This window comes from Nonomuraea pusilla (assembly GCF_900109355.1).
GTDB classification, from domain to species: domain Bacteria; phylum Actinomycetota; class Actinomycetes; order Streptosporangiales; family Streptosporangiaceae; genus Nonomuraea; species Nonomuraea pusilla.
In genome coordinates this window covers 125535-148152 of record NZ_FOBF01000024.1, presented here as the reverse complement: position 1 = coordinate 148152, position 22618 = coordinate 125535, and the positions used below count along the sequence as shown (strand labels likewise).

Sequence of the window (22618 nt, the reverse complement as noted above, 5' to 3'; positions counted from 1 at the left end):
GTCCCAGGGGTGCGATCACGGTCGTCCAGGGGGACTCCGGGTCGGTCGCGTGGTCCCCGTTTCGGAGCTTCTCTCCGGCTTCTGTCTTCCCGATTCTGGTCTCCTTCCGAAAAGCCCTGCCGGGACGCGGCCTTCCGGTGCGGGGCGGCGCTTCGGGCGGGTGTTGTCGAGGGCTCGCAGGGCGAGGGGCGGGCGACCTAGATGTCCGGCTCTGTCGGGCTTTGTGGTGGTTTTGGGGATATGAAACTAGGGTGCATGAGTAATTTGCGGGTAAATCTGGCTTTAGACGGCAAAATTGCTATGTAAGGGATATTTCCACTAGAGGATTCCCGTTCTAACCCGCGCCGCCGAAATGGCCGACCGTGGCCGTCGATTTCACCTCGTCGCGGGCGCGCGGGCGGGCGTACAGGATGGCCCTCGCCGCCACCACCAGGCAGCAGACGCCGAGCAGCAGCCCCCAGAGCACGTCCGAGAGGAAGTGCATGCCCCGGTACAGCCGGGAGAAGGCGACCGCGAGCGGCGCGGCCACGCCCACCGCCCAGATCAGCGCCTGCAGCGCCCTGTTCCTGACGTGGGCCGCGAGGACGAGCGCCACCGCGCAGTAGAACCCGACGGCGGCGCTGACGTGCCCCGAGGGGAAGCTGGACGTGGGCGGCGCGGGGTCGAGGTGGTGCACCGGCGGGCGGTGCCGCCCGACGAGCTCGGTGGTGGCGAGGAACACCAGCGACTGCCCCCACACGGAGGCCACCAGGAACGCCGCCTCGCGCCAGCGGCGGAGGACGAGGCGGAAGGCGACGGCCGCGACGGCGGTCAGCGCCACGACGTACGGGGTGTCCGACAGGCTGCTGCCGAAGTCGGTCAGCGTGTTCCACAGCGGGGTGCGGGCCGCCTCCAGGCTCCTGCTCGTCGCGGCCTCACCGGTCGGCCAGGCGAGGATCGCCCGACCGGCGGCGTACGTCACGGCCGCCAGCACCAGCAGCGGCAGCACGAGGGATAACGCGTAGTACTTCATGTCCTGTCCGGTCACGCGAGGTCTGGGCTCTCTGGTCACGGTCACTTCCGTTCACGGGTCATCCGCGCGGAGTCGGGCTCCACGCCTTCCTCCAGCGGCTCGGCCGGCCTGAGGCCGTGCTCGCGCCGCCACGTCTCGAACGCCGCGGCCGTCGCCGCGATCACCGCCGCCCCGAGCACGATCCCGGCGACGACGTCGCTCACCCAGTGCACGCCGAGGGCGATCCGCGTGTACGCCACCGACAGCACCAGGAACCACGCGACCGCCCACGCCGCCCGCCGCCCCCACCGGGGCAGGTACGGCAGCAGGAGCAGCACGATCACGCCCGCGCCGAGCGTCACGTTCACCGCGTGCCCCGACGGGAACGAGTCGCCGGGCGCGAGCGCGACGGGGTCCGGCAGGCTCGGCCTGGCCCGGGCCACCACGATCTTCAGCGCCAGCCCCAGCAGCCCGCCGACGGTGACCGTCGTGAGCGCCCACAGCGCCAGCCGCGGCGCGCCCCGGTACAGCAGCCAGGCGGAGAACGCCGCCACCGCGACGCGCCACGGCCAGGGCCCGAACAGGTCGGTCCACACGACCAGCACCCTGGTCACGCCGGGGTTGGCCAGCGCGTACGCGTGCAGCCGCTCGGCGACGTCCCTGTCCAGGTCGTTGAGCGGCAGCTTGGCCACGACGAGCAGCAGCGTGAACGGGACCATGATCAGCCCGACGGCCAGGCCGGCGACGGCCAGCCGCAGGCCCAGCCCACGCCCCTGGCCCTGTCCGCCCCACATCTAGAACCTCCTCGATCTGCGCAGCGCCGGCGGACGGCCGTCCGGGTCGATCGCGAACCGGTAGAGCGGCAGCGCCAGCGCCCTGCGCACGCGGGGCAGCCGGGGCACGGGGTGCGGGCGCAGCCGTCCCGGCGGTCGCGGCCCCGTGCGCCCGGCCGCGTGCCAGGACTCAAGCCTGGCAGCCGACGCCGCGAACGCCTCGAAGGCGGTCACCGGGTCGCACAGCGCGTCCCGTTCGGGGCCGTCGCCGGGCAGGTCGAGGTGTTCGGCCATGAGCGCGAGCCGCAGCTCCCTGGCGAAGCGCCGCGCGCCGCCCGGCGGGCGCGGGTCCTCCTGCTCGTCGAGGACGGCGCAGCTCAGCTCCGAGTCGTAGCTCCACGAGCGCAGGTTCACGTTGTCGGAGCCGACGGCCGCCCACACGTCGTCCACCACGCACGCCTTGGCGTGGACGTACACGGGCGTGCCCCGGTGGTTCTCCAGGTCGTAGATCGCGACCCGGTCGCCGCCCGCCTGGAGCAGCCGGTGCAGCGCGTCGGCCCGGCCGATGAGGCTCGCCGGTCCCGCGAGCCAGCCGTCCTGATCGGGATGGCGGGGGACGACGACCACCATGCGCAGCCCCGGCTCGCGCTCCAGCGCCTCGGCGAACGGCTCGATCACGTCCGTGGACCACAGGTACTGGTCCTCCAGGTAGATCAGCGAGCGGGCCCTGCGCAGCACCTTGTGGTAGGCGCGGGCGACGCTGCGTTCGCCGTGCGGCGCGAACGGGTAGCCGGCGCGCCTCGCCGGATAGGTCCGCAGGAGCTGCACCGCGTGGGTGCCCGCAGGGGGAGGGGGCGGCCCGGGGCGGGGGAGCGGGGGCTCGTCGTCCAGCCGCTGGAGGTGGTCGCGCAGCCGGCGCAGAGGGTCCCTGGTCTCCGGCGCAGGGTCCTCCCAGCGCTCGCAGAACACCTTCTCCACCTCGGCGACGGCCGGGCCGCGCACCGCCACCTGGACGTCGTGCCACGGCGGGCGGGGGCCGTACACGCCGGGCATGGGGCAGGGCTGCGGGTCGCCCAGGTGCTCGGCGTCGTCCCTGCGGCTGTGGCATAAGTCGATGCCGCCGAGGAAGGCCACGTCCCTGGACGGGTCGCCGCGACGGCGCACGATGACGAACTTCTGGTGGTGGGAGCCGCCCGGCTTGGTCCGCGTGTCCAGCACGGCCTGGCCGCCCGCGGCCTCGATCCGCTCGCCCAGGTGCCGGTTCTCCGCCGAACTGAACCGCAGCAGGTCCAGGTGGGAACGCCAGATGAGCCCCCTGACGAGCGCGCCGCGCGCGGCGGCCGCCGCGACGGCGGCGCCGATCTCCGGCCCGCCGTCGGTGAGCCGCTCGTCGGGGTCGCCGCGCCAGTCGGCGAACAGCAGCAGGTCGCCCTCGCCCAGCTCGTCCAGCCGGGCCGCCAGCTCGGCGAAGTACGCGGCCCCGTGGATGAGCGGGCGCACCTCGTTGCCCAGCGACCAGGGGTCGAGCCCGGTCGCCCGGTTGCCTCGTTCCTCGGCCGTGAGGAACCAGTCCTCGATCCGCATTCGCATGCCGCTACCCGGGCCGCGCCGGATGATTCGTCGCCTGAAACGCCGCGCCCGGGGTAGTGCGGTGCCCGTGTCTCCCGAGAAGCCCCCTACGGTGGCCGTGATCGCCCACCGCAAGAAGACCCTCGGCGCCGGGCTCGACAGGGCCCGCGTGCTCATCACCGACCACGGCGTCGGCGACCTGCTCTGGTACGAGGTCCCGAAGAGCAGGAAGGCGCCGAAGAAGGTCCGCGACGCGCTGCGGCGCGGGGCGGACCTCGTGTTCGTCTGGGGCGGCGACGGCATGGTGCAGCGCTGCGCCGACGTCATGGCCGGGTCCGGCGTGCCCATGGCGATACTCCCCGCCGGCACCGGCAACCTGTTCGCCACCAACCTCGGCATCCCCGTGGACCTGGAGGAGGCCGTGCGCGCCGGCTTCCGCGGCCGCCGCGCCGAGCTGGACCTCGGCCGGGTCAACGGCGAGCACTTCGCCGTCATGGCCGGGGCCGGGTTCGAGGCCGAGATGATCGCCGACGCCGACGGGCGGGCCAAGAAGCGGTTCGGCAGGCTCGGCTACGTCAGGGCCGCCGTCCGGCACGTCGGCGGGCCGCTCGTCCCCATGAAGGTCGAGATCGACGGGACGCCCTGGTTCGAGGGCGAGGCGAGCTGCCTGCTCATCGGCAACGTCGGCACGATCGCCGGGGGCGTCGAGGCGTTCGACGACGCCCGCCCCGACGACGGCTGGCTGGAGGTGGGCGTGTCCACCGCCAAGGGTCCCGTGCAGTGGGCGCGGGTGCTCGGCACGATGGCCACCGGACGGTCCGACGAGTCGCCGTTCGTCCGCGTGACCCGGGCGAGGAAGGTCAAGGCCAGGTTCGGGTCGCCGCTGACGTACGAGCTGGACGGCGGCGACAGGAAGGCGACGACCCGCATCAAGGCCAGAGCCGTCCCCGGCGCCCTCACCGTCTGCCTGCCCTGACCGGCGGGGCGCCGCTCCGGCCCGCTACGACTCCCCGGCGGGGAGCCGGCGGGCCAGGTGGTGGGCGGCGCGGCCCCGCAGGAGCGAGGCGCACCAGCGGCGCAGGTCCGCCGGCTTGGGCCCGTCGGCCTCGCCGCGGTCCAGCAGGCCCGCCCAGTCGAGCAGCGACTCGGCCAGCATGAGCGGCACCCCGGCACGCTCGTGCACCTCGGCCGCCGCCTCGAAGTGCCGCGACGCCCGGCCGGGCTCGCCCAGCGTCACGGCGAGGTGCGCCAGGTAGTGGTGCCCGCAGTGGTGCGCCACCGCGCCGTGCCCGAACGTCTCGCCCTCCTCCTCCAGCGTCTCGTACACCCGGGCGGCCAGGTCGGGACGGTTCAGCCGGGCGGCGGCCACGGCGAGGTTGTCCAGGGCGGGACGCTGGGCCATGTTCCTCGGCGGCACCCCGCCCCGCCCGGCCAGGATCCGGTCGAGCAGCGGGCCGGCCTGCTCGTCGTCCAGCTCGCACAGGTAGCGCAGCACCGCGTGCACGGGGTCCACGCGGGGTGCCTGCCCGGCGCGGCGCAGCCGGTCGCGCAGCTCCCACAGCCGCCCCTGCAGCCGCCGGATCTCGGCGATCTGCTCCGAGTAGATCGCGACGGCCTCCAGGCGGCGGCCGATCTCGCCGCCCAGGCGCAGCGCCCGCTCGGCCTCCGACTCGGCCTGCGCCAGGTCGCCCTGCATGAGGGTCAGCCCGGCCCTGGAGTAGCCGATCAGCCACGTCAGGTGCGGCTGCGCGAGCCTGCGGGCCAGCTCCTCGGCCCGGTCGAGCAGCTCGGCGGCGCGCGCGGTGTCGCCGCTGTCGAGCACCGGCGGCGTGCGCTGCACCATGGCGTGGAACAGCACCAGGTCGTCGCCGGTCCTGCGGGCGGCCTCCAGCATCTCGTCGCCGTCCCTGTGCCGCTGGTGCAGCGGGTCGGCGGGGATGATCGTCAGGCTGCGCAGCCCCAGCACCTGGGCGAGCGTGCGCGGGTCGCCCGACTTGCGGGCCAGCGCCACCGCCTCGTCGCTCATGGCGAAGCGCCGCTCGCCGTCGGGCGCCCAGATCAGCTCGGACGCGAGCTGCGCCGCCAGCAGCGCCCTGGTGCTGACGTCCGTGGAGTCGACCAGGGTGCGCGCCTCGGTCAGCAGCGCGATGCGCTCGTGGTCGGGCGTGGCAGAGATGCCCGAGCCGCGGTCGCCGCCGAGCGCCGCGGTGACGATCAGGTCGCTGCGCCCGCACTGCCTGGCCAGGTCGGCGGCGTCCAGCAGGGTACGCCTGGCGTCCGGGTGGCCGGCCAGCCACATGGCCCGCCCGCAGTCCATCAGCAGCTCGGCCCTGCGCTCGGCCGGGTCGCCCTCGTCGGGCTCGCCCAGCAGGCCGAGGGCCCGCTGGTACCAGGTGACCGCCTCGCGGTGGGCCAGCCCCTCCAGCGCGTGCTCGGCGGCGCGCACCGCCGCGAGGCCCGCCTGGCGCACCCGGGCGGGGTCGCGGCCGTGCTCGGCGGCGGCCACGAGGTGCGTGGCCACCACGTACGGGCGCGACTGCATCGCGTTCGGGTCGGCCTCGCACAACGCGTCGGCCACCCGGCCGTGCAGCAGCCCGGCGCGCGCCGGCGACAGCGTCGAGTACAGGGCGGTCCTGGTGAGCTCGTGCGAGAACTGGCAGCGGCCCGCGCCCGTCATGGTGACGAGCCCGGCGCCCATGGCCTCCTCGGCGGCGGCGACGAACCTGGCCTCGTCCAGGCCGAGGGCGTGCCGCAGCTCGGCCGACTCCATCCGCTCGCCGACGGCGAGCAGGGTGACGAGCTCCCTCGCGTCCGGCGGGAGCTGAGCCCTGCGGATGCCCACCATGCGGGTGACGGAGTCGGGCACGGCCAGCGCGTCGAACTCCTTGCCCGCGGCCAGCTCCCTGGCCACCTCGCTGACGAGGAAGGCGTTGCCGCCGGTGACCCGGTGCAGCAGCTCCGCCTCCCCGGCCGGTCTGCGCAGGCCGGCCAGGGCGTGGCCGACCTCGTCCAGGCCGAAGGAGGAGACGGGGACGACCCGGCCGCCCGCGGTCAGCTTGTGCAGCTCGGGCACCGCCGACTCGGGCACCGGCCGCGACGTGGCGAGCACCAGCAGCGGCAGCGCGTCGGCGTCCCAGGTGAGCGCGTGCAGCATCTGCAGCGACTCCAGCGTCGCCCACTGCAGGTCGTCGATCACGAGCAGCACCGGCCGGATGTCGGCCAGCCGCTCGATCAGCGTGCGCGCGGCCGCCATGAGGTGGTACCGCTCCGACACCGGTTCCGTCGCGGGTGGCACGGCGAGCGACAGCGGCGGCGCCGCCAGCGAAGGCGCGAGCCGGACGAGCTGGCCGCACTGCTGGTCGACCCCGGCCCGCAGCAGCAGCGCGGGCGACGTGCGGGCCAGCCGCTCGACCGCCCCCGCGATCGGCTCGTACGCCTGCCTGGCCGGGTCGGTGCACCGGCCGGCCAGCACCGTGAACCGCCGCTTCAGCGCCCGCCTGGCCACCTCGGACGCCAGCCGCGTCTTGCCCACGCCCGGCTCGCCCTGCAGGATGACCAGCCCGCTGCCGAACTCGGCCGCGTTCAGCTCGCCGTCGAGCAGCCGCAGCTCCTCGTCCCTGCCGAGGAACGGCAGGACGTGCCCGCCGTGCCCCCCGTGCTCCCCGTGGCCGCCGTCCAGCCACGGCGGCAGCCCGCCGCCGTCACGCTGGTCGGCGCTCTGCCAGTGCAGCTCGTACGTGTGCATGGGCTCCCGCAGCCCCTTGCCGGGGAGCCGCCCGAGGTCCTTGAACTCGTGCCGGCCCCGGCCCTGCGCCAGCCGCCGCACCAGGTCGGTGCAGAGCACCTGGCCGCCCTCGGCGATCGCGACCAGCCGGGCCGCCTCCACCGTGGGCAGGCCGCTGACGTCGTCGTGCCCCCAGCACACGTCGCCCGCCGCCAGCGCGGCCCTGATGGAGATCTTCTCCATGGCCCGCTCGTTCTCCTCGGCCACGGCGTGCTCGACGGCGATGACCGCGTCCAGCCCGGCCGTGGCCGAGTCGAACACCGCCATCAGCCCGTCGCCCAGGCTCTTGGTGAACGACGCGCCGTTCGCGGTCACCACCGAGTGCAGCAGGACGTACAGGCGGCGGAAGACGTCGTTGGCGCGCTCCTCGCCGAGCCTGATCCGCAGCGCGGTGGAGCTGACCACGTCCGTGAACAGGATGGTGGCCGTGGTCAGGCGGCCGGGCGGGTACGGCGCGCTCACGGGACGGTCCCGCCGCCGCCGGGGGAGGGCGAGCGCTTCGCCGCGGACGCGCCGGGCCCGGCCCGGTGTCCCACGGTGCGCCGCACGCCCCGCCGCACGCCCCGCCTGACCCGGCGCGCCGCGACCGCGCCGCGCGACTGCCTGACCCGCCACTCCCGCGCCAGCTCCTCAGGGATGCGGAATGGGGCCCGGCCGCCCGAGTGGCGGTCGACCAGGGCGATGACGATGTGCCTGCCGGCCTTGGCGCCCAGCCGGCGCGCCACCCGGTCCAGCGCGCCGCCCGTGCCGCCCGCCCGGTTGACCGCCCGCATGACGCGGAACAGCAGCGTGAACCACCACGCGGGAGGCGGCACGTCGAGCAGGCGCGGCACCTGGTCGGCGCCGTACGCGGCGTCGCGGAAGAGCCAGTGGACGAGGCTGCGCGGCAGCTTGCGCCAGCCGAGCGGCATGAACTCCTCCATCTCCTCCAGCAGCCTCGCCATGAGCCTGCGGCCGTCGTCGCAGGCCTCGTACAGGCGGCCGAGCCGGGTGCTGACGGGCTCGACGTCGTCGAGGGTGAGCGGCCGGTCGCGGCACGCCTCCACGCCCATGAGGTGCCCGAAGACGCTCCACGTGTACAGGTGGGCGGCGCGGTCCTCCTCGCTCAGCACCACCCCCATCGACTCCAGCGCCTCCCAGGTGACGACGGAGAAGTCGAAGATCGTGGCGAGCAGCAGCTCCTGGTTCACCGGCGGGCCGTACCGTTCGGCGTCCCAGTCGGGGAAACGGTCGTCCACCAGCGCGCGGACGAACGCGTGCAGCACGCGCAGCCCGATCGCCGTCGTGTAGCCGGGGCCGCCGGGGGCCAGGCTGTCGGTCGCCTTGAGGCCCATGACGTCCACCAGCATCTGGCCGGTCTCCGCCACCCGCCTGGTCAGGCTGTGCGTGGCCAGGTCGGACACGCCGGCCAGCACCTTGGCGCTGGACACCTCCACGTACGCCATGGGCAGGCACTTGCAGAACAGCGCCGCCGCCTGGTGCAGCCCGTAGTCGGAGAAGACGGCCTGCCCCCTCGCCAGCAGCTCCCTGTCGTGGCCCCAGTCGGGTAACCCGGACGGGAAGTCGATGGCGGCGAAGACGTCGGCGGCGCTCTTGGCCCCCGACGACTCCCTGGCCTCCCTCTTGGCCCGTCCCAGCTCCTGGATGACCTCGCGGACCAGCGCGAGCGGGTTGCCGCCCCGGGGCCGCGTCGCGAGGTACGCGCTCACCACCTGGTCGATCTCGGGGTCGGCCCGGTGCCGCAGCTCCCGGAATCTCTCCTCCGGCCAGTCGTCGTTCATGTGCGCCCACTCCAGATCAGGTCAGAGCCCGCCCCGCTTGCGCAGGGCGGCGACGTCGAGCAGCGTGATGGTGCGGCCTTCGACCGCGATGAGGTTGCGCGCCACGAGGGACTGCAGGGCGCGGTTGACCGCCGGGCGGGACGCTCCGATGAGCGCCGCGAGGTCCGACTGCGTGAGCCCCGGCAGGCTCACCACGCCGTCGGCGCCGCCGTGCTTGCCCGCCAGGTGCAGCAGCAGCTTCGCCAGCCGCCCGCCGAGGTCGAGGAAGGCCAGGTCGGCGGCCTGCTCGGTGAGCCGGCGCACCAGGCCGCCGAGCAGGTGCAGGAACTCGTCGGCCAGCGCGGGGTGCTCGCGCATCAGCTCCAGCAGCCGCGCCCTGGGCAGCGCGAACGCCCAGGCCGGCCGTACGGCGACGATCGAGGCCGAGCGCGGCGAGCCGTCGAGCAGCGCCAGCTCGCCGAACGTCTCCCCGCGGCCCAGCACGTTGAGCACGATCTCGTCGCCCTGCTCGGTGCTGAAGACCACCTTCACCATGCCGTCGAGCAGCGCGTACAGCGACTCGCCCGGGTCGCCCTGGTGGAAGATGATCTGCCCGGGACGGTAGTGGCGCGACAGGCCCGCCCTGGCCGCCCGCGCGACGCCCTCCTCGCCCAGCGCGCTGAACAACGGGATCGCCGCCAGCTCGGCGGCGACGCGCTCTGCGTCGTGCGGGGGGCCGGTCATGGCAGCACTCTAGGCCGCAATGACCGGACGGGCAGTACGGCGTCTCCGATGTCCGGAATGTGATGCGGAACACATCCGGACTGTCACGTACGAGACAGCTCTCGCCGGCGATCCGGCGGACCGTTGAGCCGCGGGCCGGTTCCGGCCCCGCCACAGGACGTCCCGTACCCGGGGAGAGTGACATGCACGTGCAGACCGCCGAGCGCGACGACACCGCCGCCCTGGTGTCAGCCGCCCAGGACGGGGACGCCGACGCCTGGGAGCGGCTCGTCGCCGAGTTCACCCCGATGCTCAGGGCGCGCATCCGCCGGTTCAGGCTCAGCCACGAGGACGCCCAGGACGTCCTGCAGACGACCTGGCTGCTGGCCTGGCAGAACCTCGGCAGCGTCGCCGACGGCCGCCGCATGGCCGGCTGGCTCGCCACGATCGCCTTCAGGGAGTGCCTGAAGCTCGGGAGGCGGACCAAGGAGATCTGCACCCCCGACCTGGACACCGTCGGCGGCACCGACGACGTCGACAGGGAACTGGCCAGGGTCTGGCTCGCGGGGACGCTCGCCGAGCTCGTCGAGGAACTGCCCGACTCGCAGCGGACCCTGTTCATGGCGCTCACGGAGACCTCCGAACCCCACTACGCGGACGTCGCACGCAGGCTGGGCAGGCCGGTCGGCAGCATCGGCCCCACCCGGGCCCGCTGCTTCGCCAGGCTGCGCGGCCTGCTGCAGGCCCGCGAGATCACCAGGGACTTCCTCGACTGACCCGCCCCCGCGGCCCTACCGTCCCGACTTCTCAAGGGCGATCGCCTCCAGGAACGGCTCGAAGTCGAAGCGCGCCATCTCGTACGCGTCCGGGTCGGTCTCCGTCGGGTACCGGTACGTCCTGCGCCGCAGGCGGGGCAGCAGCCGCCCCTTGCGGGAGCGGCCGGTCGCGGGCAGCGCGTCGACCGCCTCGGGCAGCAGGCCCACGGCCATCTCCTCGTGCAGCTCCGCGGCGAGCGCCGGGTCGAACGGCGGGTCGTAGAGCGCGCCCACCGTCTGGTACATCCGGAAGTAGGAGACGATGAACCGCATCCGGTCCTCGTAGGTCACCCAGTTCGCCACCGGGGCCGTCGCCGCCTCCACGTCCTCCGGGATGAACTCGGCCGCGAGCTTCCGCACCCTGTCGTCCCTGATCGGCGCCCACGCCCGCGCCGCGTCCACCGCGGGCGGCGCCGCCAGCGGGCGGCCCACCCTGATGTCGCTCACCGGCGTCCGCACCGAGAACAGGCGGCGGGTGTAGAGCCCCGCCCACGCCTGCTCCAGCACCCGCGTCAGCCACGGCTGCCGCTCGTGCGGCGCGCTGTAGAGCCGGAAGCGGCGGAACGGGCGGCCCGTCACCAGCGAGCGCGCCGACCGCCACGACACCCGCGTCAGCCACCGCACCGGCCGGTACAGCACCAGCTCCAGCGCCTTCTGCGCCCGCTTCTGCTCGTACGCCGACAGCGCGATGTTCGCGCCCAGCATCAGCTCGGCCCGCCTGGCAGGGTCCTGCTCCGCCCTGGCCTCGGCGAACAGCTCCGCGGCGTCCCTGAGGTAGCGCTCGTCGGCGTCCTCCAGCAGGTCCGACAGGAACTCGGGCGGCATCTCCGCCTCCCCGCCCGCCCGCACCCTCAGGTAGGCGCCGGGGGAGTCGTCCTTCCACAGGGCGACGGCGAGGCTCGCCGTCTCCAGGAAGATCGCCCGGTTGGCCAGAGCGAGCCCCAGTTGGTAGCTCGGGCCGAGCAGCGTCAGCAGCGCGCCGCGGAACAGCCCGCGCAGCCGCCGCGGCACCCCGAGCCGGCGGCCGAAGTCCGTCAGGAACGGCGAGCCCGGCCGCAGGTCGAGGCTCTCGCCCACCGCCTTGGACGTCCAGGTGGCGTAGCAGTACCAGTTGTTGGCCGCCCGCCCCAGGTGCGTGGCCAGGTCGCAGGCGATGCGGTGGTAGCCGTAGGCGATCACCATCGCCTCGCGCGAAGGGCCGCGGTCCTTGCACGCGGCGATGCGCAGCACGTCCTCCGCGGTCAGCGGGACGTCGACGGACATGGGTCCTCCCGTGTACGGCCGCCGGGGCCGGTGTACGCCTCGACCGGTGAGAGCGCCCGGCGGTTGATCCTGATACGTGCCGCGACCCGCCTCCCCCGGGGCCGCAGGCGAGGAGCGTAGGAGCGGCCCCTTGCGGCGGGCTTGCAGCGCGCCGGACGACGCCCCCTGGCGGGGCCCCTCGCGGGTGGCTTGCAGCGCGCCGGACGACGCCCCGTGACGCGCGCCGCGCCGCGGCCCTCCGCCTTCGCTCCGCCCCCGCCCTCGCCTTCCGTCACGGCCTGACCTGGAGCCCGCCGATGACGACGAAGCCGCCGAGCGCCCCCGCGGAGCCGGCGGCCGTCGTCGTCGTCAGGTTGACCACCAGGTCATAGGTGCCGGGCGAGAGCGCGCCGCGCATCGGGATCGAGGCGGTGTACCGGCCCGACCCCGGGGTGAACGTCATCTCCACCGGAGGCGTGGGATGCCGCGTCTCTCCACCCCCCAGCAGGTCCGCCACCACCTCCAGGCACCACCGCCCCGCCAGCCAGTCCACGAGCTCGCCCGTGATCTCCCAGCTCACGTCCACGGTCCAGCCCTCGTTGCGCCGCACCACCGTCGTGGGCTGCGACCCGGGATCGACCACCTGGCCGTGCAGCGTCCCGGCCAGCTGCTCCCCCGGGACCTTCATGACCTGGAACTCACCGGTTGCCATCCCGTTCTCCTCTCCCTGCAACCCCTGCCAGGGAGCCAGAGGGGCGTACCAGGTGCCCAGATACGTCCGGGTGGCGGGGCTTGCGGACGGCGCAGGGGCGGGGCGTTCCCGGCGGGCGCGTACGGTGGGGGCGTGATCGACGACTGGACCGCGCTCGCGGGCGACTCCCCGGCGTCCCGCGCCACCCGGGCCGAGCTGCTGGCCCGCTGGTCCGAGCCGCACCGCCGCTACCACACGACCGCGCACCTGTCCGCCGTGCTCGCCGCCGTGGACCGGCTCACCGCGCCTGAGGACGGCACGGGGGCGGGCGGCGCGGCGGCGGAGGGCGCGGGGGCGGAGGGCGCGGGGGCGGAGGGCGCGGGGGCGGAGGGCGCGGGGGAGCGGGGAGCCTTCGACCCGGTCGCCGTGCGGCTGGCCGCCTGGTTCCACGACGCCGTCTACGAGGGCCGTCCCGGGTGGGACGAGGAGCGCAGCGCGCAGCTCGCGCAGTCGAGGCTGCCCCGCTGCGGCGTCCCGGCCGCCCGGGTGGCGGAGGTGGCCAGGCTGGTGCGCCTCACCGCCGCCCACGACCGGGCCGAGCCCGGCGACCGCGACGCCGCCGTCCTGTGCGACGCCGACCTGGCCGTCCTGGCCGGGCCCGGCTACGACGCGTACGCCGCGGCCGTGCGCGAGGAGTACGCCCACGTGCCCGACGAGGCGTTCCGCCGGGGCCGGGCCGAGGTGCTGCGCCGCCTGCTGAACACCCCGTCGCTCTACCGCACGCGGCGCGGGCGGGAGCTGTGGGAGGAGCGGGCCCGCGCCAACCTGGCCGCGGAACTCGCCGTCCTCGAACGCCGGTAGCGCCGGTAGCGCCGGTAGCGCCGGTAGCGCTGGGGGCCGGGGTCAGCGCGGGGTGAGGTGGGGTTTGCGGCGGCGCAGGCCCGCCGCCATCAGGCGGCGCAGCAGCTCGCGCGAGCTGACCGCCTCGGCGCCCAGCTCCACCGCCAGCGCGTGCGCGGTCTCCGGCACGTCGTAGTGGTCGCGGTCGAACGCCCGCGCCGGCGCGCCGAGGCGCAGCGCGAAGGTGTGGAGCTCGTCCAGGGAGGCGTCGCTCACCAGGTGCGACCACATGAGGCCGCGCGGCCCCGGCCAGTTCGGAGGGTCGATGAGAACGGTCACGTCCCCAAGGGTAGGACGGCGCCCGTCGCCGACGGCCCGCCCGGATCCGGCGCCGGACCGCGCCGCGCGGCCGCGCAGGAGCCCGTCGAAGACGTGCTTCCAGGCGGCCGCGCCCACCCGGGCGGTGCCGGTGACCACGGCGTCGTCCACACGCGTGAACGCGGCCGTCTCACCAGGCGACAGGGAGTTCCTTGAGCCCGTACACGATGGCGAGCTCCCTGAACGGCACCTCGCCGGCGACGTGCAGGTTGGGGAAGCGGCGCAGCAGCGCGGGGAAGGCGATGCGCATCTCCATCTGCGCGAGCGGCGCGCCGACGCAGCGGTGGATGCCGTGACCGAACGCCATGTGCGAGCCGGCCGTCTCGCGTCCCGGCCTGACCTGGTCCATGTCGTCGCCCAGGCTCGGGTCGCGGTTGGCGGCGGCCAGCGAGCAGAGCACCATCTCGCCCTTCTTGATCTGGTGCCCGTGCAGCTCCAGGTCGTCGCGGGCGAAGCGGGGGAAGGCGACCTGCACGACGGTCATGTAGCGCAGCAGCTCCTCGACCACGTCGTTGACGTAGCCGTCGACCTCGCGCACCTTCGCCGCCTGGTCGGGATTCTGCATGAGCCAGAGCGTGCCGAGCGCGAGCATGCTGGTGCTCGTGTCGTGGCCGCCGGTGAGGATGCCGTCGGCCATGCTGGCGAGGGTGCGGTCGTCGAGCTCGTCGCCGTGCTCGCGCAGGAGCTGGCCGAGCAGGCCGTCGCCCGGGTTCTCCCGCTCGCGGGCCACGAGGTCCGTGAGGTACGTCATGGCGTCGTTGATCGCCTGGAGCGACGCCTCGGGGCCGGCGGTGAAGTCGAAGCGGTCGGCGCTCATCCGCATGAAGTCGGCGCGCTCCTCGTACGGGACGCCGAGCAGCTCGCACACCACCAGCGAGGGGATCGGCAGCGCGAACGATTCCACCAGGTCGACGGGGGAGCCCTTGGCCTCCATCCGGTCGAGGTACTCCTCGACCATCTCCTCGATCCTCGGCTCCAGGCGGCGCAGGCGACGCATGGTGAACTCAGGCGTCAGGTACTTGCGCAGCCGGGTGTGCTCGGGCGGGTCGCGGAAGCCGAGGCCGCCCGGGTCCTCCTGGTTCGAGCCGAGGCCGATGACGCCGGCGAAGTCGTTGCTGAAGCGCTCGTGGTCACCGAGCACGGCGCGCACGTCGTCCCAGCGGGTGACCAGGTACACGGTCTGCCCGCCGGGGATCTCCATGGGGTAGACGGGGTGCTCGGTCCGGATGCGGGCGAGCTCGGCCACCGGGTCGAACCCCTCGCGCATGAACTGGACGAGCGGGAAGTCTGAGTCTGCCATCAATATCCGTCCTGCTGGGATACATCGCACGATGTTGGGATAAATCCCTCGGTAGATGGTCCCATCCGGACGGGCCGGTGTTGCCCTCCGTAAGGACGATTTTCGCCTCCCCCTCGCGCCGGGTGCGCGGGCGGACCTCCATCCTGGGCCGAACCCCCCGGTGAACCGCCAGATGGCGGCCCGGCCACATCTCCCTACCCCGGACTCCCGGACAGCCGTCGTGCCTCCGGTGTCAAGGGGGCGCGCCATGGGCTGGGGAGAGGTTTTCCGGTGTGAGGGGTGGGGTTGGTGGGTGAATCGGGTTCGTTTGGCGTACAAGCGGGCGACAGTCTGCGATGATCTCGCGGGTATACAACCTGGAAGCGAGCCTCACGGATAGTGACCAATGCCGACATTTGAGGAAATAGCAGCCTTCGTCACCGAAAAGCCGCTCGCCACCGCCGTCATCGCCCTGCTGGGCCTGGTCGGTCTGGGCCTGGCCTTCCTGATCGTCAGAGTGGCCTGGCGGGCCGCGGTATGGCTGTTCGCCCGGTACGTCGCCCAGCGTCCCGTCGAGGACGTCCTCACCATCGTCGCGGCCTCCATCGCGACCGGCGTGTCGGCCCAGGGCATGTGGCGCTTCTCCGGGGACGTGCTCGGCCTCGACGGGCCGCTCCGCCTGCTGCTGTTCGCGTTCATCGAGGTCGCGATCATCACCTCCGCCGTACGCGCCCGCCGCAACATGCGGGAGAACTTCTCCGCCGGCATCGACGGCATCGCCGTCTGGGCGCTGACCTGCCTGACGGCCGTCCTGTCCAGCATGGACGCGCGCAGCCTGCCAGAGGCCGTGTTCCGTCTGGCCGCGCCGCTCGTCGCGGCCTGGCTGTGGGAGCGCGGCATGGCCATCGAGCGTCACCGCATCCGCGGCGGCGGCCGCATCAACTGGCGGCTCACCCCGGAACGCCTGCTGGTCCGCGTCGGGCTGGCCGAGGTCAGCGACCGCACGGCCAGCGAGGTCGACGCCCACCGCCGCCTCACCAGGGTCGCCCTCGCCGCCAAACGGGCCAAGGCGCTGCGCGAGGGCGGCGCGTCGGAACGCAAGATGCGCGCCGCGCTCGCCAAGCTCGACAAGGCCATGGACCAGGCCGTCGAGCACACCGGCCTGGCCGTCGACCCGGCCAGGCAGGAGGCGCTGCTCGCGCAGATCGCCGCGCTGTACAACACCTCCGCGCTCATCGACGCCGACCCCCGCGTGCCCTGGGAGCCCGAGCCGGAGCACCGGCCCGTGCCCGCCCGGCCCGCCCTGCCCCACCGCCTGGTCGAACTGGTCGAGGACGAGGACGAGGACATCGAGGTGCTCGACACCACGCCCCACGTCGTCGACACCGCCCAGCGGGCGGCGCTCATGCGGGCCGCCCGCCAGTACTGGGACCGGCAGATCGCCAAGGGCATCGTCCCGCGCACCGTGGACATCGCGCAGGAGATCGGCATCTCGCTGGCCACGGCGCGCGAGTATCGTGCCCTGTGGAAGCTGGAGCCGCGGGCGCACGCCCTCATCGAGGCTCTGTACCAGCAGCACGGCATCGTCGACACGGGCGCGTTCCCCGCGATCGACGACGACGGGCGGGTGCTGGCCAAGTCCTGAGGAGGCGCCGGGTGCGGGAACGCACGCTCGAACGGGTCAGGAAGCTCCTGGCCAAGGCCGAACGCACCGACAACGAGCACGAGCGGGCCACGTTCATGGCGGCGGCGTCCGCGCTCATGGCCAAGTACGGCATCGACGCGCTCCCGCCCGCCGGCACCAGGCAGGCTCCAGGCGACAGGGTCGTCACGCTGCCCGGCCCGTGGGCCAGGGAGAAGGCCAGGCTGGTCAGCCTGGTCGCGCAGGCGGTGCGCTGCCGTCCCCTGCTGATCGGGCGGGGCGACGGCGGCCAGCGCGTCCACGTCTTCGGCTTCGCCGCCGACCTGGAGCGGGCCGACCTGCTCGCCACCTCGCTGCTCCTGCAGATGGCCTCCGGCCTGGCCCGCGTACGCCCACCCGAGGGCGGGGCCGCCCGCGCGTACCGGCGGTCCTGGCTGCTGGGCTTCACCGACGAGGTGTACCGGCTGCTGAGGCAGGCCGAGGAGCAGGCGGCGGCCGAGGCGGGGACACCGGGCACCGCGCTGGTGCTCGCCGACCGGCGGGCCGAGGTGGACCGCGCGGTGGCCGCGCACTACCCGCGCATCCGCAGGTCGGTGCCGCGCACGAGCGGCACGGGCTACGAGGACGGCGTGGCGGTGGGCCGCCGCGCGGACCTCGGCCGCACCGGCGTGCGGGCCGCCCCGCCCCCGGAACTCGTCGGCTCCTGAGAACCCCGGAGCCCGCCCGATCGCGCGGAGCGGGCCGGCACGCGTGGTCAGGCGGTTGCGAGGGCGGACGAGACCAGCGCGCGGGCCTCCTCCTGCACCTTGGCCAGGTGGTCGGGCCCCTTGAAGGACTCCGCGTAGATCTTGTAGACGTCCTCGGTGCCCGAGGGCCGCGCCGCGAACCACGCGCTCTCCGTCGAGACCTTCACCCCGCCGAGCGCCGCGCCGTTGCCGGGCGCCGCCGTCTGCACCGCCGCGATGGGCTCGCCCGCCAGCGACGACGCCGTCACCTGGCCGGCCGACAGCCGGCCCAGCACGGCCTTCTCCTCGCGCGTGGCGGGCGCGTCGACCCGGGCGTACGCGGGCTCGCCGAAGCGCGCCGTCAGGTCCCGGTAGTGCTCGCTCGGCGACGTGCCGGTGACCGCGAGGATCTCGGACGCCAGCAGCGCCAGGATGATGCCGTCCTTGTCCGTGGACCAGGGGGAGCCGTCGCGCCGCAGGAAGGACGCGCCCGCGCTCTCCTCGCCGCCGAACCCCAGCGACCCGTCGAGCAGCCCCGGCACGAACCACTTGAAGCCCACGGGCACCTCGTACAGCCCGCGGCCGAGCGACGCGGCGACCCGGTCGATGATCCCGCTGCTGACCATGGTCTTGCCCACGCCCGCGCCGGCCGGCCAGGCGTCGCGGTGCGCGTACAGGTAGGAGACGGCCACGGCCAGGTAGTGGTTGGGGTTCATCAGGCCGCCGTCGGGCGTGACGATGCCGTGCCGGTCGGCGTCGGCGTCGTTGCCGGTGGCGATCTGGAACCTGTCGCGGCCCGCGATGAGCGAGGCCATCGCGTACGGCGACGAGCAGTCCATGCGGATCTTGCCGTCCCAGTCGAGCGTCATGAACCGCCAGGTGGGATCGACGAGGGGGTTCACGACGGTCAGGTCGAGGCGGTGGCGTTCGGCGATCTCGCCCCAGTAGGCCACGCTCGCGCCGCCCAGCGGGTCGGCCCCGATGCGCACCCCGGCCGCGCGGATCGCGTCGAGGTCCACGACGGACGGCAGGTCGTCGACGTACGAGCCGAGGAAGTCGTGACGTCCCGCCGCTTCGAGCGCCTTCGCGTACGTCACCCTGCGCACCCCCGACAGCCCGTCGGCGAGCAGCCGGTTGGCGCGGTCCTGGATCCAGGAGGTGGCGTCGGTGTCGGCGGGGCCGCCGTTCGGCGGGTTGTACTTGAAGCCGCCGTCGGAGGGCGGGTTGTGCGAGGGCGTGATGACGACGCCGTCGGCCAGGCCGGAGGAGCGGCCCCTGTTGTACGTCAGGATGGCGTGCGAGACGGCGGGCGTCGGCGTGTACCCGTCGCGCGCGTCGATGAGCACCCGCACGCCGTTGGCCGCGAACACCTCCAGCGCCGACACCCGCGCGGGCTCCGACAGCGCGTGCGTGTCGACGCCGAGGAACAGCGGCCCGTCGGTGCCCTGCGCGGCGCGGTACTCGCAGATGGCCTGGCTGGTGGCGAGGATGTGGTCCTCGTTGAACGCGGACCTGAGCGAGGAGCCGCGGTGGCCCGAGGTGCCGAACGCCACCCGCTGCCCGGCCTCGCCCGGGTCGGGATGCCGCGCGTAGTACGCGGTGACCAGCCTGGCGACGTCGACCAGGTCGGCGGGCTGAGCGGGCTGTCCTGCGCGTTCGTGGGTCATGAGGCCACTGTACAAATCCCGTCAGGCCTGCCCGATGATCGCCTCCCCGCGTGGGAGGATACAGATCCGCCCGCCACCAGAACGGAGTTCGGTATGCGTATCGGATACATGCTGAGCGAGCCCCGTGAGTCCGCCGACCCGCTGGCCGCGCTGCGCGACGAGATCGCGGGCGTCGCCGCCGACGGCTTCGACTCCGCCTGGATCTCCCACATCTTCGGCCTCGACGCGCTGACCGCGCTGGCCGTGGCCGGCCGCGACGTCCCCGGCGTCGAACTCGGCACCGGCGTCGTCCCCATCTACCCGCGCCACCCGGCCGCGCTCGCCCAGCAGGCCATGACCGCCAACGCGGCGCTCGGCGGCAGGCTCGTGCTCGGCGTCGGCCTGTCGCACCAGGTCGTCGTCGAGAACATGTTCGGCTACAGCTACGAGCGGCCCGGCCGGCAGATGAAGGAGTACCTGGACGTCCTCGTCCCCGCCAGCAGGGGCGAGCACGTGCGCTATGCCGGCGAGACCGTCAAGGCCGACCTCAGGCTCACCACCCCCGGCGCGGGCTTCCCCGTGGTCGTCGCCGCGCTCGGGCCCCGCATGCTCAGGCTCGCGGGCGCCGTGGCCGACGGCACCGTCCTCTGGATGACCGGCCCGAGGACGGTCGCCGAGCACGTCGCGCCCCGCATCAGGGCCGCCGCGGCCGAGGCGGGCCGCCCCGAGCCCCGCATCGTCTGCGCCCTGCCGGTCTGCGTCACCGACGACCGCGACGCGGCCGTCGCCCGCGCCGACGAGATCTTCGCCGTGTACGGCAGACTGCCCTCCTACCGCGCCATGCTCGACAGGGAGGGCGCCGCGGGCCCCGGCGACGTCGCGATCGCCGGCGACGAGGAGGCCGTGCTCGCCGCGATCGAGGAGCTGCGGCAGGCCGGCGTCACCGACTTCGTCGCCTCCGTGTACGGCAACGCCAGGCGCACCAGGGACCTGCTGATCGGCGCGTCGAAGGGGTGACGGGCGGGTGCCTGCATAGACTCCCGCAAGGTGAAGCGCTTGCTGCATGGCATCGACGTCTCGAACTGGCAGGGCTCGGTCGACTGGGCCGGGCACGCCCAGTCGGGCATCGCCTTCGCCTTCGCCAAGGCCACCGAGGGCGGAGACTGGACCGACACCTGGTTCTCCCGCAACTGGAACGGCATGCGGGAGAGCTGGCTGGTCTGCGGCGCCTACCACTTCGGCAGGCCCAAGGGCGACCCGGTCGCGCAGGCCCGCCACTTCCTCGACACCGTCAGGCGGGCGGGCGGGCTGCGCCGGGGCGACCTGGTGGCCCTCGACCTGGAGAGCAACGACGGCCTGCGGCCGGAGCTGGTGGCCCGCTTCGCCCGGCGCTGGTGCGAGACGGTCGAGCGGTGGACGGGGCTGCGGCCCTTCATCTACACCTTCCCCACCTTCGCCCAGCAGGGGCACTGCGCCGGGCTCGGCGACCACCCGCTGTGGCTCGCGGCCCCCGACTGGCGCGGCGACGACCCGCCCGCCCCCGGGCCGTGGCGGGACTGGACGATCCACCAGTACGCCAACCGCCCCCTCGACAGGAACGTCTTCCACGGCACCCGTCAGCAGCTGACAAAGCTGGGGTTTGACCCGCGATAGCATCGGTGTCCACACGAGAAAACCGCTATCCGAGGAGTCACCGTGTCAGCCGAGCTACGCATCACCCTCGCCGGAGCCGAGCGTGTGGTGGCGGCCGGCACGACGGCCGGTGAGGCGCTGGAGGCCGACGGGCGCACCGTCATCGCGGCCAGGGTCAACGGCGAGGCGCGCGACCTCGCGCACGAGCTCGCCGACGGCGACGTGGTCGAGCCCGTCGAGATCACCAGCGAGGAGGGCAGGGCGATCGTCCGCCACTCCACCGCGCACGTCATGGCGCAGGCGGTTCAGGAGCTGTTCCCCGAGGCCAAGCTGGGCATCGGCCCGCCCGTCGAGAACGGGTTCTACTACGACTTCGACGTCGAGCGCGCCTTCCACCCCGACGACCTCAAGCGCATCGAGAAGCGCATGCGCGAGATCGTCAAGCAGGGGCAGCTGTTCTCGCGCCGGCCCGTCTCCGACGACGAGGCCCGTCACGAGCTCGCCGGTGAGCCGTACAAGCTGGAGCTGATCGGGCTCAAGGGCGGCGCGGCGGCCGAGGAGACCGTCGAGGTCGGCGGCGGCCAGCTCACCATCTACGACAACCTCGACCCGAAGAGCGGCGAGCTGCGCTGGAAAGACCTGTGCCGCGGCCCGCACGTGCCGTCCACCCGGTCGATCCCGGCGTTCAAGCTCATGCGCTCCGGCGGCGCCTACTGGCGGGGCAGCGAGAAGAACCCCCAGCTGCAGCGCATCTACGGCACCGCGTGGGAGTCCCGCGAGCGGCAGGACGAGTACCTCACCATGCTGGAGGAGGCCGAGAAGCGCGACCACCGCAAGCTGGGCGCCGAGCTCGACCTGTTCTCCTTCCCCGACGAGCTGGGCTCCGGCCTGGCCGTCTTCCACCCCAAGGGCGGCGTGATCCGCCGGGTGATGGAGGACTACTCGCGGCGCAGGCACGAGGAGGCCGGCTACGAGTTCGTCAACACGCCGCACATCACCAAGGAGCACCTGTACGAGGTCTCCGGCCACCTCGACTGGTACCGCGACGGCATGTTCCCTCCCATGGAGCTGGAGGGCGCCCGCTACTACCTCAAGCCCATGAACTGCCCGATGCACAACCTGATCTTCAGGGCGCGCGGGCGGTCCTACCGTGAGCTTCCGCTGCGGCTGTTCGAGTTCGGCACCGTCTACCGGTACGAGAAGTCGGGCGTCGTCCACGGCCTGACCCGGGTGCGCGGCATGACGCAGGACGACGCGCACATCTACTGCACCAGGGAGCAGATGCGCGACGAGCTCACCTCGCTGCTGCGCTTCGTGCTCGACCTGCTGCGCGACTACGGCCTCGAGGACTTCTACCTCGAACTGTCCACCAAGGACCCGGAGAAGTTCGTCGGCTCCGACGAGGTGTGGGAGGAGGCCACCGAGACGCTGCGCGAGGTGGCTGAGGCCGAGAAGCTCGAACTCGTCCTCGACCCGGGCGGCGCCGCCTTCTACGGCCCGAAGATCTCCGTCCAGGCGCGCGACGCGATCGGCCGCAGCTGGCAGATGTCGACGATCCAGCTCGACTTCAACCTGCCCGAGCGCTTCGACCTCGAGTACCAGGCGGCCGACGGCTCCCGCCAGCGGCCGGTCATGATCCACCGGGCGCTGTTCGGCTCCATCGAGCGGTTCTTCGGCGTGCTCGTCGAGCACTACGCGGGCGCGTTCCCCGCCTGGCTCGCGCCGGTGCAGGTGGTCGGCATCCCGATCGCCGACGCCCACGTCCCCTACCTGCAGGACGTCGCCGCGCGTCTGCGCGAGCGGGGCATCAGGGTCGAGGTCGACGCGTCCGACGACCGCATGCAGAAGAAGATCCGCAACGCGCAGAAGGCCAAGGTGCCGTTCATGCTGCTCGCGGGCGACGACGACATCGCGGGCGGCGCGGTGTCGTTCCGCTACCGCAACGGCGAGCAGAAGAACGGCGTGCCGATCGACGAGGCGATCGCCGAGATCGTCGGCGCCGTGGAGCGCCGCGCCCAGGTCTGACCCCGCCCCCGCACAGCCCGGGGCGGTCACACCACCGCCCCGGTCCGCGCCGCGCGACCTGCGCTCGACGTCGGCCACCGCCGACGTCGCCCGTCAGGGACGG

19 protein-coding genes are annotated in these 22618 nt (G+C 73.7%); 8 read left to right on the top strand and 11 right to left on the bottom strand.

Annotation, left to right across the window (positions count from 1 at the left end; translation table 11 throughout):
- Positions 1 to 334 precede the first annotated feature (334 nt).
- The 3 genes from BMX74_RS36165 to BMX74_RS36155 are packed head-to-tail and all read right to left on the bottom strand — an operon-like array spanning position 335 to position 3354.
- Entirely contained in the window at positions 335 to 1027 is a 693-nt protein-coding gene (locus BMX74_RS36165; RefSeq protein WP_143078890.1) for a phosphatase PAP2 family protein, read from the bottom strand.
- Positions 1028 to 1053: 26 nt separating this feature from the next.
- Positions 1054 to 1785 (bottom strand): phosphatase PAP2 family protein, encoded by a 732-nt coding sequence (locus tag BMX74_RS36160; protein ID WP_091105015.1) that lies wholly within the window; start codon positions 1783 to 1785, stop codon positions 1054 to 1056.
- The gene (locus BMX74_RS36155; protein WP_256257477.1) at positions 1786 to 3354 is read right to left on the bottom strand and encodes a phospholipase D-like domain-containing protein; all 1569 of its coding nucleotides are present in this window, start codon (positions 3352 to 3354) and stop codon (positions 1786 to 1788) included.
- 91 nt (positions 3355 to 3445) lie between these two features.
- On the opposite strand from BMX74_RS36155, the gene BMX74_RS36150 reads away from it, so the two are divergent.
- Complete coding sequence (locus tag BMX74_RS36150; protein ID WP_236714916.1) at positions 3446 to 4309, top strand: diacylglycerol/lipid kinase family protein; 864 nt, start codon at positions 3446 to 3448, stop codon at positions 4307 to 4309.
- 24 nt (positions 4310 to 4333) lie between these two features.
- Here BMX74_RS36150 and BMX74_RS36145 read toward each other — a convergent pair whose 3' ends face one another.
- Genes BMX74_RS36145 through BMX74_RS36140 form a run of 3 tightly spaced genes read right to left on the bottom strand, consistent with a single transcriptional unit; the run spans position 4334 to position 9621 of the window.
- The gene (locus tag BMX74_RS36145) at positions 4334 to 7579 is read right to left on the bottom strand and encodes an ATP-binding protein (protein ID WP_177227648.1); all 3246 of its coding nucleotides are present in this window, start codon (positions 7577 to 7579) and stop codon (positions 4334 to 4336) included.
- A complete protein-coding gene (locus BMX74_RS44530; RefSeq protein ID WP_055505582.1) occupies positions 7576 to 8898 on the bottom strand; it encodes an oxygenase MpaB family protein in 1323 nt (440 codons plus the stop codon). The genes BMX74_RS36145 and BMX74_RS44530 overlap by 4 nt, the downstream gene beginning before the upstream one ends.
- A gap of 21 nt (positions 8899 to 8919) precedes the next feature.
- Positions 8920 to 9621: a Crp/Fnr family transcriptional regulator gene (locus tag BMX74_RS36140; RefSeq protein ID WP_055505581.1), complete on the bottom strand. Its 702-nt coding sequence runs from the start codon at positions 9619 to 9621 to the stop codon at positions 8920 to 8922.
- A gap of 182 nt (positions 9622 to 9803) precedes the next feature.
- Here BMX74_RS36140 and BMX74_RS36135 point away from each other — a divergent pair, with 182 nt between their 5' ends.
- Positions 9804 to 10376: an RNA polymerase sigma factor gene (locus BMX74_RS36135; protein ID WP_055505580.1), complete on the top strand. Its 573-nt coding sequence runs from the start codon at positions 9804 to 9806 to the stop codon at positions 10374 to 10376.
- A 15-nt stretch (positions 10377 to 10391) separates the two neighbouring features.
- On the opposite strand, the gene BMX74_RS36130 is transcribed toward BMX74_RS36135, so the two are convergent.
- Together BMX74_RS36130 and BMX74_RS36125 are read right to left on the bottom strand one after the other, a co-directional pair.
- Entirely contained in the window at positions 10392 to 11678 is a 1287-nt protein-coding gene (locus tag BMX74_RS36130; protein WP_055505579.1) for a hypothetical protein, read from the bottom strand.
- Between the two features lie 271 nt (positions 11679 to 11949).
- Positions 11950 to 12369 (bottom strand): hypothetical protein, encoded by a 420-nt coding sequence (locus BMX74_RS36125; protein WP_055505578.1) that lies wholly within the window; start codon positions 12367 to 12369, stop codon positions 11950 to 11952.
- A 132-nt stretch (positions 12370 to 12501) separates the two neighbouring features.
- Between BMX74_RS36125 and BMX74_RS36120 the strand changes: the two genes are divergently transcribed.
- Positions 12502 to 13209 carry an HD domain-containing protein gene (locus BMX74_RS36120; RefSeq protein WP_091105010.1) on the top strand — a complete coding sequence of 236 codons (708 nt, stop codon included), beginning with the start codon at positions 12502 to 12504 and terminating at the stop codon, positions 13207 to 13209.
- 42 nt (positions 13210 to 13251) lie between these two features.
- On the opposite strand, the gene BMX74_RS46775 is transcribed toward BMX74_RS36120, so the two are convergent.
- On the bottom strand, positions 13252 to 13677 hold the full coding sequence (locus tag BMX74_RS46775) for a DUF4031 domain-containing protein (RefSeq protein ID WP_420538158.1): 426 nt from the start codon (positions 13675 to 13677) through the stop codon (positions 13252 to 13254).
- 19 nt (positions 13678 to 13696) lie between these two features.
- Positions 13697 to 14866, bottom strand: a complete 1170-nt coding sequence (locus BMX74_RS36110) for a cytochrome P450 (RefSeq protein ID WP_055505576.1) — start codon at positions 14864 to 14866, stop codon at positions 13697 to 13699.
- Between the two features lie 385 nt (positions 14867 to 15251).
- On the opposite strand from BMX74_RS36110, the gene BMX74_RS36105 reads away from it, so the two are divergent.
- Together BMX74_RS36105 and BMX74_RS36100 are read left to right on the top strand one after the other, a co-directional pair.
- A complete protein-coding gene (locus tag BMX74_RS36105) occupies positions 15252 to 16490 on the top strand; it encodes a hypothetical protein (RefSeq protein ID WP_091105009.1) in 1239 nt (412 codons plus the stop codon).
- Between the two features lie 11 nt (positions 16491 to 16501).
- The gene (locus BMX74_RS36100; protein ID WP_091105007.1) at positions 16502 to 17194 is read left to right on the top strand and encodes a DUF2786 domain-containing protein; all 693 of its coding nucleotides are present in this window, start codon (positions 16502 to 16504) and stop codon (positions 17192 to 17194) included.
- A gap of 47 nt (positions 17195 to 17241) precedes the next feature.
- Here the strand turns inward: BMX74_RS36100 and pgm are convergent, their stop codons facing one another.
- Positions 17242 to 18879 (bottom strand): phosphoglucomutase (alpha-D-glucose-1,6-bisphosphate-dependent), encoded by a 1638-nt coding sequence (gene pgm, locus BMX74_RS36095; RefSeq protein ID WP_091105005.1) that lies wholly within the window; start codon positions 18877 to 18879, stop codon positions 17242 to 17244.
- 93 nt (positions 18880 to 18972) lie between these two features.
- Between pgm and BMX74_RS36090 the strand changes: the two genes are divergently transcribed.
- From BMX74_RS36090 to thrS, 3 genes are read left to right on the top strand one after another with little or no spacing between them, the layout of a single operon-like run.
- Positions 18973 to 19875: a TIGR03564 family F420-dependent LLM class oxidoreductase gene (locus BMX74_RS36090; RefSeq protein ID WP_091105004.1), complete on the top strand. Its 903-nt coding sequence runs from the start codon at positions 18973 to 18975 to the stop codon at positions 19873 to 19875.
- Positions 19876 to 19905: 30 nt separating this feature from the next.
- Positions 19906 to 20511: a glycoside hydrolase family 25 protein gene (locus tag BMX74_RS36085; RefSeq protein ID WP_176573459.1), complete on the top strand. Its 606-nt coding sequence runs from the start codon at positions 19906 to 19908 to the stop codon at positions 20509 to 20511.
- A gap of 42 nt (positions 20512 to 20553) precedes the next feature.
- Complete coding sequence (thrS, locus tag BMX74_RS36080; protein ID WP_176573458.1) at positions 20554 to 22515, top strand: threonine--tRNA ligase; 1962 nt, start codon at positions 20554 to 20556, stop codon at positions 22513 to 22515.
- Positions 22516 to 22618 lie beyond the last annotated feature (103 nt).

Bases quoted from the DNA above. Each gene is read 5' to 3' on its own strand.
- BMX74_RS36160 (WP_091105015.1), bottom strand. From the start codon at position 1,785: ATGTGGGGCGGACAGGGCCAGGGGCGTGGGCTGGGCCTGCGGCTGGCC.
- BMX74_RS36155 (WP_256257477.1), bottom strand. From the start codon at position 3,354: ATGCGAATGCGGATCGAGGACTGGTTCCTCACGGCCGAGGAACGAGGC.
- BMX74_RS44530 (WP_055505582.1), bottom strand. From the start codon at position 8,898: ATGAACGACGACTGGCCGGAGGAGAGATTCCGGGAGCTGCGGCACCGG.
- BMX74_RS36140 (WP_055505581.1), bottom strand. From the start codon at position 9,621: ATGACCGGCCCCCCGCACGACGCAGAGCGCGTCGCCGCCGAGCTGGCG.
- BMX74_RS36135 (WP_055505580.1), top strand. From the start codon at position 9,804: ATGCACGTGCAGACCGCCGAGCGCGACGACACCGCCGCCCTGGTGTCA.
- BMX74_RS36130 (WP_055505579.1), bottom strand. From the start codon at position 11,678: ATGTCCGTCGACGTCCCGCTGACCGCGGAGGACGTGCTGCGCATCGCC.
- BMX74_RS36125 (WP_055505578.1), bottom strand. From the start codon at position 12,369: ATGGCAACCGGTGAGTTCCAGGTCATGAAGGTCCCGGGGGAGCAGCTG.
- BMX74_RS36110 (WP_055505576.1), bottom strand. From the start codon at position 14,866: ATGGCAGACTCAGACTTCCCGCTCGTCCAGTTCATGCGCGAGGGGTTC.
- BMX74_RS36105 (WP_091105009.1), top strand. From the start codon at position 15,252: ATGCCGACATTTGAGGAAATAGCAGCCTTCGTCACCGAAAAGCCGCTC.
- pgm (WP_091105005.1), bottom strand. From the start codon at position 18,879: ATGACCCACGAACGCGCAGGACAGCCCGCTCAGCCCGCCGACCTGGTC.
- BMX74_RS36090 (WP_091105004.1), top strand. From the start codon at position 18,973: ATGCGTATCGGATACATGCTGAGCGAGCCCCGTGAGTCCGCCGACCCG.